Source organism: Providencia sp. 2023EL-00965, assembly GCF_033550225.1.
Taxonomy (GTDB): Bacteria; Pseudomonadota; Gammaproteobacteria; order Enterobacterales; family Enterobacteriaceae; genus Providencia; species Providencia manganoxydans.
Genome location: NZ_JAWUEH010000011.1, coordinates 41337 through 54651, shown reverse-complemented (window position 1 = coordinate 54651; position 13315 = coordinate 41337). Strand labels below are relative to the sequence as shown.

The following is a 13315-nucleotide window of genomic DNA, read 5'->3' as shown; positions in this document are numbered from 1 at the left end:
TTTATCTATGTTTCCCGCCTATTTTCATTTGTGCCTGTAATTAATTAAGCAGCTTGTTTCTTTTTAGATTGCTTTTCGTGTTCGCTTTCAGTTTGAGGCTTTTTTGTACTAGCTGTTCCCAATGCTTCGAAATCAAACTCATCAACATTGATGGTGCGAAGACGGCTAGCCTCAGCTTTGCGTAGAATATCCGCTTCTTCTTGTGTGATGATATTTTCAGGTAGCATTTTCTCTGCCAATTCATCTAAGCGAGTGAAGCTAAATTTACGTTCTTTCAAGCGACAAATCCTTTCAAAAATTGGTTCTGCGGCGATGATGTCATACAGGGCCTGATTAACCAAACCATGTGGGTTATGTTCAGTTGGTGTTAGATACTGACCACGACCGATCCTATCGCGAGTTTCAGATGGCTCCATCATTAACTGTGCGAGTTTATGATCAAGGCGATCTGATGGCGCGGACATTGCACGACCAGTAGGGAAGAGCGTAAAACGCATAACACCAGCAACAAACCTATTAGGGAAGTTTTTCAGTAAATCATCAATGGCTTTTTCAGATTGGTATAAACAATCTTCGACAGCCCATTTAACTAACGGTAAGTCGGCTTTCTGACGTCCTTCATCTTCATAGCGTTTTAGTGTCGCGGTAGCTAAATAAAGATGACTAAGAATATCGCCTAAGCGTGCAGAGATGCGCTCACGACGTTTTAAACTACCACCTAACACAGCCATGGAAACGTCAGCGAGTAAGGCTAGGTTAGCACTTTGACGATTCAACATTTGATAATAACGACGTGTTTCATCTTTGGTTGGTGCATGACTACCACGGCCATTCGTTAGGCCTAACCAGAAGCTACGACATTTATTGCTAAATACGTGGCCAATATGACCAAATACCGCTTTATCAAATTTATGCAGGTTGTTCTCTTGCGCTGCTGCCATTTCTTCAAGTACATATGGATGGCAACGAATAGCCCCTTGACCAAAGATGATCATACTACGGGTTAAAATATTTGCCCCTTCAACGGTGATTGCAATAGGTGCGCCTTGATAAGAGCGGCCAACAAAGTTGGATGGGCCAAGGCAGATACCTTTACCGCCAGTGATATCCATGGCATCAATCACAGAGCGTTGACCTCGATGGGTACAGTGATATTTTACAATTGCGGATAGAACAGCAGGCTTTTCACCTAACATAATACCAGAGGTAATTAAGGTTGCCGCTGCATCCATTAAGTAAGCATTACCTGCGATACGAGCTAATGGTTCTTCAATACCTTCCATCTTACCAATTGATAATTTAAATTGGCGACGGATATACGCATAGGCACCTGTTGCCATAGCAATACTTTTCAAACTACCGGTTGAGTTTGATGGCAAGGTAATACCACGGCCAACAGATAAACACTCAACAAGCATGCGCCAGCCTTGACCAGCCATTTTTGGACCGCCAATGATATAATCGATAGGTACGAAAATATCTTGTCCACGAGTTGGCCCATTCATAAATGGAATATTAAGTGGGAAGTGGCGGTGACCAATTTCCACCCCTGGGGTGTTAGTCGGGATTAATGCACAGGTAATACCTAGGTGCTTTTCACCACCCAATAAACGATCAGGGTCAGATAATTTAAATGCCAGCCCAAGAACTGTAGCAATAGGTGCTAGGGTGATATAGCGTTTGTTCCAGTTTAAACGCATACCTAAAACTTGCTCACCTTGCCATTCACCCATACAAACGACGCCTGTATCAGGGATAGCACCTGCATCAGAGCCCGCCTCTGGACTTGTGAGTGCGAAACAAGGGATTTCTTCACCGGTCGCTAAACCAGGTAAATAACGTTTTTTCTGCTCATCAGTACCGTAATGTTGCAATAATTCACCGGGACCTAGAGAATTAGGCACCCCAACAGTAATCGCTAGAATACCTGATACGCCAGCCAGTTTTTGTAGCACTTGTGATTGTGCATAAGCAGAAAACTCAAGGCCGCCGTACTCTTTTTTAATGATCATGGCAAAGAAGCAATGATCACGTAAGTACTGCCACACTTCAGGGGTAAGATCCGCCAGCTCATGGCTAACTTCAAAGTCATTAACCATTCCGCAAACAGTTTCAACAGGACCATCAATAAAAGCTTGCTCTTCAGCGGTCAATTGCGGTTTTGGATAATTATGTAGTTTGTTCCAATCAGGTGCCCCACGGAAAAGATCACCTTCCCACCATGTTGTTCCTGCGTCGATAGCTTCTTTTTCTGTGCTAGACATAGGTGGCATAACTTTTTGGAACATTTTTAGTGCGCGAGCAGAGAATAATGATTGACGAACTGGTGTAAAAACAAAGGGGAATAGCACCAGTGCGACAGGCAGTAACATCCAGTAGCTCCAAACACTTAATAGCCCCATTACTGCGGTATAGGCAAGTAACAGAACGGTACTTAGAACCAATGATGTTTTGTGATAACAAAGAACACCGATTAATGCGAGAAAGAGAATAATGCTGAGTAGGGTCATAGGGAAACTCCTGTCTACTTGTAAGAGGTCTGACCTGTTGTTTCCTTTAATCTATATCCATTAATAAACAATTAGCAACACATTTACATCTTAATTACAACTTGGCTCACAAAATCGTCAAATACCTCCTTGTGATAATTTCAAAAATGGATTTATGGGGGATCTGTAATAACTTAAGTATCGAAAAAGCACTGATTAGCCTTAAATGCCTAAATTTGCACTGAATCAGGTGTAGAAAGAAAATTAACCCTGTGTAACAATCTGAATAGTTAAAGGGTAATGGTTATTACTCTAAATTATTCAATCTAAGGGGTTATCTCATGTATCAAGACCTGATCCGTGGTGAACTTTCAGAAGCAGCCGATACGTTGGCGCAATTCCTAAACGACGAAGCAAATATTAAGGCAATTGAGCAAGCGGCAGTGTTACTGGCTGACTCTTTTAAGGCTGGAGGAAAAGTACTGTCATGTGGTAATGGTGGTTCCCATTGTGATGCTATGCACTTTGCTGAAGAACTCACAGGGCGTTACCGTGAAAACCGCCCAGGTTACCCTGCTATCGCGATTTCAGATGTCAGCCATCTTTCTTGTGTGAGCAACGATTTTGGTTATGAATTTGTCTTCTCTCGTTTTATTGAAGCTGTTGGAAAAGAAGGCGATGTATTGCTTGGCATTTCGACTTCAGGTAATTCAGGCAATATTATTAAAGCTATCAGTGCTGCTCGTGAAAAAGGCATGAAAGTGATCACATTGACCGGCAAAGATGGCGGTAAAATGGCGGGCACGGCAGATATTGAAATTCGTGTGCCACATTTTGGTTACGCTGATCGTATTCAGGAAATTCACATTAAAGTGATCCATATCCTGATCCAGCTAATTGAAAAAGAGATGGTTAAGTAATTCTCTGAATGATAGAGGGTCTTGAGATGTGCGAGTTACTTGGCATGAGTGCTAACGTGCCGACGGATATAAATTTTAGCCTCAGTGGTTTGATCTCACGTGGCGGTCAAACTGGCCCTCATAAAGATGGTTGGGGGATCACGTTTTATGAGGGGTTAGGTTGTCGCACTTTTAAAGATCCTCAGCCCAGCTTTTTATCTCCTGTTGCGCGTTTTGTGCAGGAGTATCCAATCAAATCGGAAACGGTTATTGCTCATATACGGCAAGCTAACCGAGGGGATGTGACCTTAGCCAATACTCATCCATTTACTCGCGAACTTTGGGGGCGTAATTGGACGTATGCACATAATGGGCAACTGAAAGGTTATCGCTCGTTGGAGACTGGCTATTATCGACCAATTGGTGAAACTGATAGTGAAAAAGCTTTTTGTTGGATCTTAAGTCAGCTTGCTGCTAAATATCCAAAGAAGCCTGCGAATTGGCCGGCTGTATTCCGTTTTATTGGCCAACTTGCTGAGCAATTACGGGCTAAAGGCGTGTTTAATATGTTGTTATCTGATGGGCGCTACGTCATGGCTTTTTGCTCAACCAATCTGTATTGGATAACCCGTAAAGCGCCTTTTGGTAAAGCAAAATTGCTCGATCAAGATGTTGAAATTGATTTTCAAAGCTGTACGACACCAACCGATATTGTTTCTGTTATTGCCACACAGCCACTCACTGGCAATGAGAGTTGGCAAAAGATAGCACCGGGCAGTTTTGTGCTATTTCATCTCGGCCAACGCATATTGTGATCTGAGTCGCAACAACTTATCCGAAGTTTCTGGCAAGCTATTGACCGCATATTTCCCTGATGTAACAGAGATTTGTGCAGGCTTGCCTGTATCTTGAAAGTAATCATATGCAGGTTTTAATTGCTGCCAGAAGGCATAATGGCTTGAGTTTCTATGCAATAACATATTTTCTTTTGTCATTTTAAATGGGTAAATACTGACATCTATAGTACTTTGCCCATTTCTAAAGGCGACTTCTACTGCTTGGTAGATCTCACTCATATATTTATCTGTCATTGCATAACAGCCGACAGAAACGCAGTCACCATGGATCATCAAGTAATTGCCTTGATAACCTTGAGCACGATCATACTCATTAGGAAATCCTAAATTAATAGATCGGTAATACCGACTGTTTGGATTCAGTTGGTTAGCGGTTATTTGATAAAATCCTTCTGGGCTTTTTAGATCTCCCTCAACTTTTTTAGGGCCAAGGCCACCTGAAAATTTACAAATAGGATAAGTTTTGGACAGGTTAAACTTTCCATTTGGCAATTTTTGATAGAGTTCTAAAACACCTTCTTGCTTAAAAATCTGAATATAAATTGCTGAATTTGACGAATTATTCGTCTTCATATTAAGCAAAAATGAAGGGTTATTCGTTTCAGCGGCAGCTGATTGTAGGAATAATAACGAAAATCCAACACAGATAAGGATGTTTTTGTTCATACTTAAACCAAATGAAATTAAGAGTTTTGCCTAAAAAAAAGACATTCTAACGGTATTTTAGATGAGCGGGTAGTTATTTGATATAGCGAGTGAATAGTTTAGTGATGTACTGGTATTGCATGAAAAATAGTCAGCTTTCGATAAATATGAGGTAATAGCTCGGTTATTCCGACCTATTGTCAACAAAATTGAAAATTTATTGTTATTTGCTTGAGCTAAGTCACTTGAATAACCGGACATAGGTCGGGGGAACTGGTAAAATTACGAACGGCAGAATAAGAGAATAGCGTCACAATATTGAGAGAATTATTTGCTTGAGTTATGAATGTAACTTGAGCTGTTTTTATTTACTGAGTCGCTATGGTCCATGCTGGATTATTAGCTTAGGGTTAACTGAGAAACTTGTGCAGATCTTATGATTAAAATTAAAAAAGGCCTCAACCTTCCTATTGCAGGTGAGCCAGCCCAAGTAATAGAAGACGGCCCGAAAATTCAACACGTAGCATTGCTAGGTGAAGAATATGTCGGAATGCGTCCTTCGATGCTGGTTAAAGAAGGTGAGCACGTAAAAAAAGGGCAGGTACTTTTTGAAGATAAAAAGAACCCCGGTGTATTATTCACCAGCCCAGCCTGCGGTAAAATTGTTGCTATTCATCGTGGTGAGCGTCGCGTCCTACAATCTGTTGTTATCGAAATCGATGGTGATGATCAGGAAACTTTCGCGAGTTATCAGAGTGATGAGCTTGCAAGTCTATCTCGTGAGCAAGTCGAGCAGAATTTAGTTAAGTCAGGTTTGTGGACGTCGTTAAGAACCCGCCCATTTAGCCGTTCACCAGAGCTTGGCTCTACGCCAGTTGCAATTTTTGTGACAGCAATGGATACCAATCCGCTCGCAGCTGATCCTTTGGTGGTTATTCAGTTACAACAGCAAGCCTTTAATGATGGGTTAACTGTTCTAAGTCGCTTAACTGATGGAAAAGTCCATGTCTGCCATGGCGCAGGGGCTTTGGTTAAATCTGAAATCAATGCACAAATTACTTACAGTGAGTTTGCCGGCCCACACCCAGCAGGCTTAGTTGGAACGCATATTCATTTTCTTGAGCCAGTAAGCATTAAGAAAAAAGTATGGCATCTCAATTATCAAGATGTGATTGCGATTGGTAAGCTATTTACGACAGGCTATCTATATACTGAGCGTGTTATTTCACTGGCAGGTCCTCAAGTTGAGAAGCCTCGTCTATTGAAAACATGTCTTGGTGCAGATTTGTATGAGTTGACAAAAGGTCAGCTTAAAGAAGGTGAAAACCGAATTATTTCTGGCTCAATATTATGGGGTGTGACCTGTGATGATGTTCATCATTACCTCGGTCGTTTCCATAATCAAGTTTCAGTATTACGTGAAGGGCGTGAGAAAGAACTATTTGGTTGGATTATGCCCGGTGTAAATAAATTCACCATTACACGTACCACGATTGGTCATTTCCTGAAAAATAAACGTTTTAACTTCACAACTACCATGAATGGTGGTGAGCGTTCAATGGTTCCAATTGGTAACTATGAGCGAGTGATGCCTCTTGACATTATGATCACTCATTTACTGCGTGATCTGCTTGCTGGAGATACCGATTCATCACAGGAACTGGGTTGCCTAGAGTTGGATGAAGAGGATCTGGGACTGTGTACATACGTCTGTCCGGCCAAGTATGAATATGGCCCAGTACTTCGTGATGTACTGACCAAGATTGAGTTAGAAGGGTAATTCCATGGGTCTGAAAAATTTATTTGAAAAGAATGAGCATCATTTTGAGCCCGGTGGAAAGTTAGAAAAATTCTATCCATTGTATGAAGCTGTCTCTACAGTATTTTATACTCCGGGAACTGTGACAAAAGGTCGTTCTCACGTTCGTGATACTATCGATCTAAAACGCATGATGATCCTTGTTTGGCTGGCTGTCTTCCCAGCAATGTTTTGGGGAATGTACAACGTAGGTAACCAAGCGATCCCTGCACTTTACCATTTATATAGTGGTGCGGAGTTACAGCAAGTACTTGCTGGTGATTGGCATTACCGCCTAGCGCAGTTTTTAGGGGCTTCGTTAACCCCTGATGCGGGGTGGGGCAGTAAAATGCTACTAGGCGCTGTGTATTTCTTACCTATCTACTTTGTTGTCTTCGTAGTTGGCGGGTTTTGGGAAATATTGTTTTCCATGATCCGTGGCCATGAAATCAACGAAGGTTTCTTTATTTCATCTATTTTATTCGCGCTTATTGTACCGCCAACGATCCCTCTGTGGCAGGCTGCATTAGGGATCACATTCGGTGTTGTGATTGCGAAAGAAATTTTCGGTGGTACAGGTCGTAACTTCCTGAACCCTGCATTAGCTGGTCGTGCGTTTCTTTTCTTTGCTTACCCTGCGCAAATCTCGGGTGACTTAGTTTGGACTGCGGCGGATGGTTTTTCAGGTGCAACACCACTTTCTCAATGGGCTACGGGTGGCGAACACGCGCTAATGAATACCGTATCCGGTGAGCCAATCACTTGGATGCAGGCATTTTTAGGTAATATGCCAGGTTCCATCGGTGAGGTTTCAACGCTGATGATCTTCATTGGTGGTTTATTTATCATGTTCTTCCGAATCGCTTCGTGGCGCATCGTTGCGGGTGTGATGGTAGGTATGATAGCCATGTCCTATCTGTTTAACTTTATTGGCTCAGAGACTAACCCATTATTTGCAATGCCTTGGTATTGGCACATGGTACTAGGTGGCTTCGCATTTGGGATGATCTTCATGGCGACGGATCCGGTATCGGCATCATTTACAGATAAAGGTAAGTGGGCCTACGGTATCTTAATCGGCGTGATGTGTGTGCTGATCCGTGTTGCAAACCCTGCGTATCCAGAAGGCATGATGTTAGCCATTCTGTTCGCCAACCTGTTTGCTCCTCTGTTTGACTATCTGGTCGTTCAAGCAAATATTAAACGGAGAAAAGCCCGTGGCTAGTGAAAATACAACAAATAAAGATAGCGTCGGCAGGACATTCATAGTCGTATTCATTCTATGTTTAGTTTGTTCTATCGTCGTAGCGGGTTCTGCTGTTGGACTAAAATCTCAGCAGCAAGAACAAATTATGCTAGATACGCAGCGCAATATTTTGAGCGTTGCAGGTCTATTAAAACCTAAAATGACACCAGAAGAAGTTCAGAAAGTATATGGCGAGCGAATCGAGCCAAAACTTTTGAATTTCAAAACCAATGAGCTTTCTGACAGTACCAGCCGTTTTGACTTAAATAGCGAATTGCGTAGTGATGAAACCAGTATTGCATTGTCTCCTGCGGAAGATATCGCCAAAATTCGTCGTCGAGCTAATAGTGCTGAGATTTATCTAGTCAAAGATGATGCAGGCAAAATATCGCAAGTTATTTTACCTGTTTATGGCTCAGGGCTATGGTCCGTGATGTACGCTTTTGTTGCTGTTGATATTGATGGCGTGACTTCCCGTGGTATCACCTACTATTCACACGGTGAAACTCCAGGTCTGGGTGGTGAAGTTGATAATCCGCAATGGAAAGCACAATGGCCGGGCAAAAAGCTATTTAACGAGCAAGGTGTTCCTGCCATAAAAATTGTTCGTAGTGGCTCAACTGATAGCCCTTATGGTATCGATGGTTTGTCAGGAGCAACGCTAACCTCAAATGGCATTCAGCATATGTTTGATTTTTGGTTAGGTGATAACGGCTTTGGTCCGTTCCTGAAAAAAGTTCGTGAAGGAGCGCTGAATAATGGCTGATTCTAAAGAAGTAAAACGCGTTCTATTTGGGCCTTTGTTCGATAACAACCCAATTGCGTTACAAATCCTTGGTGTGTGTTCTGCATTAGCAGTAACCACTAAGTTGGAAACAGCGGTCGTAATGACTATTGCGGTAACTTTAGTTACTGCGTTTTCTAACTTTTTTATCTCATTAATTCGTAATTATATTCCAAGCAGTGTGCGAATTATCGTACAGATGGCAATCATTGCATCTTTAGTTATCGTTGTTGACCAAATACTGCGTGCTTATGCGTATGAGATATCGAAACAGCTTTCGGTATTTGTTGGCCTCATCATTACAAACTGTATCGTAATGGGACGTGCTGAAGCATATGCGATGAAATCGCCACCAATTGAAAGCTTTATGGATGGTATCGGTAACGGACTGGGATATGGAGTGATATTGATCTTAGTCGGTTTCTTACGTGAACTGTTTGGTTCAGGTAAGTTATTTGGTATCACCGTTATGGAATCACTGCAAAATGGTGGTTGGTACATGCCTAATGGTCTGTTCCTGTTAGCACCTAGTGCATTCTTTATCATTGGGATGCTGATTTGGGGTTTACGTACTCTAAAACCAGCTCAGGTAGAGAAGGATTAAGTCTATGGAACATTATATTAGCCTATTTGTAAAAGCGATATTTATTGAAAATATGGCTTTGGCATTCTTCCTTGGTATGTGTACGTTTTTGGCTGTATCAAAGAATGTTAAGACCGCGTTTGGCTTGGGTATCGCTGTTACGGTTGTGTTAGGTATTTCTGTACCCGCTAATAACCTAGTTTATAACCTTGTATTACGGGATGGTGCACTAGTTGAAGGCGTTGATTTATCATTCCTTAACTTTATTACCTTCATTGGGGTTATTGCTGCTCTAGTACAAATCTTGGAAATGATTTTAGATCGTTATTTCCCGTCACTTTATAACGCATTGGGTATCTTCCTGCCGTTGATTACCGTTAACTGTGCAATCTTTGGTGGCGTCTCTTTCATGGCTCAGCGTGATTATAACTTTAGCGAATCTATCGTATATGGATTCGGCTCAGGTATCGGCTGGATGTTAGCGATTGTGTTGTTAGCATCAATCCGTGAAAAGATGAAATATTCCGATGTTCCGGGGGGTCTGAAAGGCTTAGGTATTACCTTTGTCACCACTGGTTTGATGGCACTGGGCTTTATGTCCTTCTCCGGTGTTCAGCTATAAGGGCGAGAAGAATTCATGGATATTATTATTCTAGGTGTAGTGATGTTTACCTTGATAGTCTTGGCGCTGACAGGTTTGATCCTGTTTGCGAAATCCAAGCTAGTCAATACAGGTAACATTAAAGTTGAAATTAACGGTGATCCTGAAAAAAGCTTCGATGCTCCAGCGGGTGATAAACTGTTAGGGATGTTGTCTAACCAAGGTATTTTTGTTTCATCTGCCTGTGGTGGTGGTGGGTCGTGCGGCCAATGCCGAGTGACTATTAAAGAAGGTGGTGGTGATATTCTGCCAACCGAGCTCTCTCACATTAATAAACGTGAAGCAAAAGAAGGCTGCCGTTTAGCGTGTCAGGTGAATGTTAAGCAAGATCTAAAAATTGAATTACCTGAAGAGATTTTTGGGGTTAAAAAATGGGAGTGTGAAGTTATCTCTAATGATAATAAAGCAACCTTCATTAAAGAACTAAAACTAAAAATCCCAGAGGGTGAAGTTGTTCCATTCCGTGCGGGTGGTTTTATTCAAATCGAATGTCCTGAGCATGTTGTTAAATATGAAGACTTCGATGTGCCAGAAGAATACCGCGAAGATTGGGATAAGTTTAATTTATTCCGTTATGTATCTGAGGTGAAAGAGCCTACAGTGCGTGCATATTCAATGGCTAACTATCCAGAAGAGCATGGGATTATTTTGCTAAACGTGCGTATTGCCACGCCTCCTCCTCGTAACCCAGATGTTCCGCCAGGGATCATGTCTTCCTATATTTGGTCTTTGAAACCCGGTGATAAAGTCACTATTTCAGGCCCATTTGGTGAGTTCTTTGCCAAAGAGACTGAGGCTGAGATGATCTTTATTGGTGGTGGTGCAGGTATGGCACCTATGCGTTCACATATTTTCGATCAATTAAGACGTTTGAAGTCTAAGCGTAAGATTAGTTTCTGGTATGGGGCTCGTTCTAAACGCGAGATGTTTTATACCGAAGATTTCGATCAGCTTGCTGCTGAAAACGAAAATTTCACTTGGAATGTTGCACTTTCCGATGCAATGCCGGAAGATAATTGGGATGGTTATACAGGATTCATTCATAATGTTCTGTATGAAAACTACTTAAAAGATCATCCTGCACCTGAAGATTGTGAGTTTTACATGTGTGGGCCTCCAGTGATGAACGCCGCAGTCATCAAGATGCTTAAAGATCTTGGTGTAGAGGATGAAAACATCTTACTGGATGACTTTGGTGGTTAATTCACTGTATATACTTGAAGTATAACGAGGATAGCCTCAGTTTTTGGGGCTATCAGTTGATAAAAGGGGGAGCAAGATAAGGTTTCCCCTTTGTGTTTTTAGTTAAAAACGAATAAATTGGCTGACTCGTTAATTTTTTACAACCTCGACCGGCTGCTGCCAAACTGAACTAGTTTGTCAATAGTCTAAGTACCTAGCGTTATGGTACTTATGATTGAAGCAGAGAAAAATATGCTGAACAAAAAAGTCATTACACCAGTACTGCTATTCGCAGCGACACTCTTTTTGACCGCTTGCGGTGGGCCTGAACAGGCAAATCTACAGGGTCAGACAATGGGAACCTACTATTCCATTAAATACGTTACTGATTCTTCATCTCCAAGTAGTGAATCGATCCAAGCAGAGATTGATAAACGCCTTGAAGAGGTAAATGATCAGATGTCAACGTATCGCCCTGACTCTGAACTAAGCCGCTTCAATCAATCAAAAGAGGTTAATGTTCCTTTTCCTGTGTCGGCTGCAACAGCAAAAGTTGTTAAAGAAGCAATCCGTATTAACGAATTAACTAATGGTGCATTAGATGTGACGGTAGGGCCTTTAGTTAATTTATGGGGGTTTGGCCCTGAAGGACGTGTAACAAAAGCCCCTTCGGCTGATGAATTAGAAAAACGTCGTGCTTGGGTCGGAATAGAAAAATTATCTGTACAGGGTAATAACCTGATTAAAACTATTCCTGAATTGTATGTCGATTTATCATCAATCGCTAAGGGCTATGGTGTTGATGTGGTCGCTGAGTACTTAGAATCCGTTAAGATCAATGATTATATGGTTGATATTGGTGGTGAGGTACGTACAAAAGGCAATAATGGTAAAGGTGCTCCATGGCGCATAGCGATTGAAAAGCCAACGACTGATGGTGTAAATCAAACTGCTCAAGAAGTCATTGAGCCGGGGAATATGTCAATTGCGACTTCGGGTGACTACCGTAATTATTTTGAGCAAGATGGTGTGCGTTTCTCTCATACAATTGATCCAAAAACTGGCATGCCGATTAAACATAACTTAGTGTCGATCACGGTATTGGCTCCAACCTGTATGAGCGCTGATGGCTTATCTACAGGGTTAAATGTTTTAGGACCAGAAACCGGTTTTGCTGTAGCGGAAAAAATGAATATTCCAGTATTTATGATAGTGAAAACAGAAAAAGGGTTTGAAGAGCGCTATACTAAGGCATTCGAACCATTCTTACAGAAGAAGCAGTAACACTAGGGGGATAGGATGCTAAATGTTTTTATTGCAGCGTTTATCTTGTTCCTACTGGCATTTTTAGGCATGTCACTTGGGTACATTATTAAGCGTAAAAGCATTCAAGGTAGTTGTGGGGGGTTAAGCAGCATAGGCGTTGAGAAAGTCTGTGATTGCCCTGAGCCTTGCGATGCACGTAAAAAGCGTATGGCACGTGAGCAAGCTCGCCAAAAGATGTTGGAAAAAAACCGTATTATCTAAAATATTTAATTATTATCTTATAACCTTAGCTGTATTGGTGACAGTTAAGGTTATATCTTCACGTTTTTATCGAAATATTCTCTTGATTGTTTTGGTATTAAATTTTTTAATCCATTTTTTTTAGAGACATTGAGCATGTACTGGAGAATGGGAAAGCAACATACATTCTTTGAGAATCACCATTTACTCCTATAATAACATTTCCGTTATCTTCCTTTTTTATATTACATTTTAAACGGCTTGTATTGTGCCAAATATCACCGTTTGCAGTGGTAATTGTCACGTTCCAATAGTCATCATATTGTGGCGTATAAATAAGGGTATAAGCATTATGTATTATTTGTTTATCTTTAATATCATACTCGGTATGGCTTGTACCTAAATGTAAAATTTTATCATGTGTATGAGTTATTGAAAAAGATTTTAGGTCACTGTTCCAAAAATTTTCTAATGTTACTTTACCTAGAGATGATGATTTCATTATGACTCCTAATACTGATTTTTATATTATGATATTTTAATTTTTTTAGAATACGCTTTATGGCATGGCATTAATTATAAGAATTCAATATATAACTTTAGCGTTATTATATCATTTTATTATCATTTTTAATGGCTAGTAATTAATTGTTATTATTAACTTT

General features: G+C 41.1%; 13 protein-coding genes. 10 read left to right on the top strand and 3 right to left on the bottom strand.

All coding sequences use genetic code 11. The features are described from left to right. Window positions 1–44: 44 nt before the first annotated feature. A complete protein-coding gene (gene fadE / locus SC428_RS14300) occupies window positions 45–2510 on the bottom strand; it encodes an acyl-CoA dehydrogenase FadE (RefSeq protein WP_318708296.1) in 2466 nt (821 codons plus the stop codon). 320 nt (window positions 2511–2830) lie between these two features. Between fadE and lpcA the strand changes: the two genes are divergently transcribed. Then, window positions 2831–3409, top strand: a complete 579-nt coding sequence (gene lpcA, locus SC428_RS14295) for a D-sedoheptulose 7-phosphate isomerase (protein ID WP_070926540.1) — start codon at window positions 2831–2833, stop codon at window positions 3407–3409. A 26-nt stretch (window positions 3410–3435) separates the two neighbouring features. Beyond that, window positions 3436–4203 (top strand): class II glutamine amidotransferase, encoded by a 768-nt coding sequence (locus tag SC428_RS14290; protein WP_070926538.1) that lies wholly within the window; start codon window positions 3436–3438, stop codon window positions 4201–4203. Here SC428_RS14290 and SC428_RS14285 read toward each other — a convergent pair. Further along, the gene (locus tag SC428_RS14285; protein WP_070926536.1) at window positions 4174–4911 is read right to left on the bottom strand and encodes a L,D-transpeptidase family protein; all 738 of its coding nucleotides are present in this window, start codon (window positions 4909–4911) and stop codon (window positions 4174–4176) included. The two genes, SC428_RS14290 and SC428_RS14285, sit on opposite strands and share 30 nt — an antisense overlap. 415 nt (window positions 4912–5326) lie before the next feature. Here SC428_RS14285 and SC428_RS14280 point away from each other — a divergent pair, with 415 nt between their 5' ends. From SC428_RS14280 to nqrM, 8 genes are all read left to right on the top strand, one after another. Next, window positions 5327–6670 carry a Na(+)-translocating NADH-quinone reductase subunit A gene (locus tag SC428_RS14280; RefSeq protein ID WP_140182019.1) on the top strand — a complete coding sequence of 448 codons (1344 nt, stop codon included), beginning with the start codon at window positions 5327–5329 and terminating at the stop codon, window positions 6668–6670. Between the two features lie 4 nt (window positions 6671–6674). Then, entirely contained in the window at window positions 6675–7913 is a 1239-nt protein-coding gene (locus tag SC428_RS14275; protein ID WP_140187211.1) for an NADH:ubiquinone reductase (Na(+)-transporting) subunit B, read from the top strand. Further along, window positions 7906–8700, top strand: coding sequence for a Na(+)-translocating NADH-quinone reductase subunit C (locus SC428_RS14270; protein ID WP_070926531.1), 795 nt, complete (start codon window positions 7906–7908; stop codon window positions 8698–8700). Before SC428_RS14275 ends, SC428_RS14270 begins: the two co-directional genes overlap by 8 nt. Beyond that, window positions 8693–9322: an NADH:ubiquinone reductase (Na(+)-transporting) subunit D gene (locus SC428_RS14265; RefSeq protein WP_070926529.1), complete on the top strand. Its 630-nt coding sequence runs from the start codon at window positions 8693–8695 to the stop codon at window positions 9320–9322. Before SC428_RS14270 ends, SC428_RS14265 begins: the two co-directional genes overlap by 8 nt. A 4-nt stretch (window positions 9323–9326) precedes the next feature. Further along, the gene (nqrE, locus tag SC428_RS14260) at window positions 9327–9923 is read left to right on the top strand and encodes an NADH:ubiquinone reductase (Na(+)-transporting) subunit E (protein WP_070926527.1); all 597 of its coding nucleotides are present in this window, start codon (window positions 9327–9329) and stop codon (window positions 9921–9923) included. Between the two features lie 15 nt (window positions 9924–9938). After that, on the top strand, window positions 9939–11165 hold the full coding sequence (gene nqrF, locus SC428_RS14255) for an NADH:ubiquinone reductase (Na(+)-transporting) subunit F (RefSeq protein WP_070926524.1): 1227 nt from the start codon (window positions 9939–9941) through the stop codon (window positions 11163–11165). A 231-nt stretch (window positions 11166–11396) separates the two neighbouring features. Further along, entirely contained in the window at window positions 11397–12428 is a 1032-nt protein-coding gene (locus SC428_RS14250) for an FAD:protein FMN transferase (RefSeq protein ID WP_070927035.1), read from the top strand. Between the two features lie 15 nt (window positions 12429–12443). Beyond that, on the top strand, window positions 12444–12671 hold the full coding sequence (gene nqrM / locus SC428_RS14245) for a (Na+)-NQR maturation NqrM (RefSeq protein WP_140187210.1): 228 nt from the start codon (window positions 12444–12446) through the stop codon (window positions 12669–12671). A gap of 106 nt (window positions 12672–12777) precedes the next feature. Here nqrM and SC428_RS14240 read toward each other — a convergent pair whose 3' ends face one another. Further along, window positions 12778–13152 carry a hypothetical protein gene (locus SC428_RS14240; protein WP_140187209.1) on the bottom strand — a complete coding sequence of 125 codons (375 nt, stop codon included), beginning with the start codon at window positions 13150–13152 and terminating at the stop codon, window positions 12778–12780. Window positions 13153–13315 lie beyond the last annotated feature (163 nt).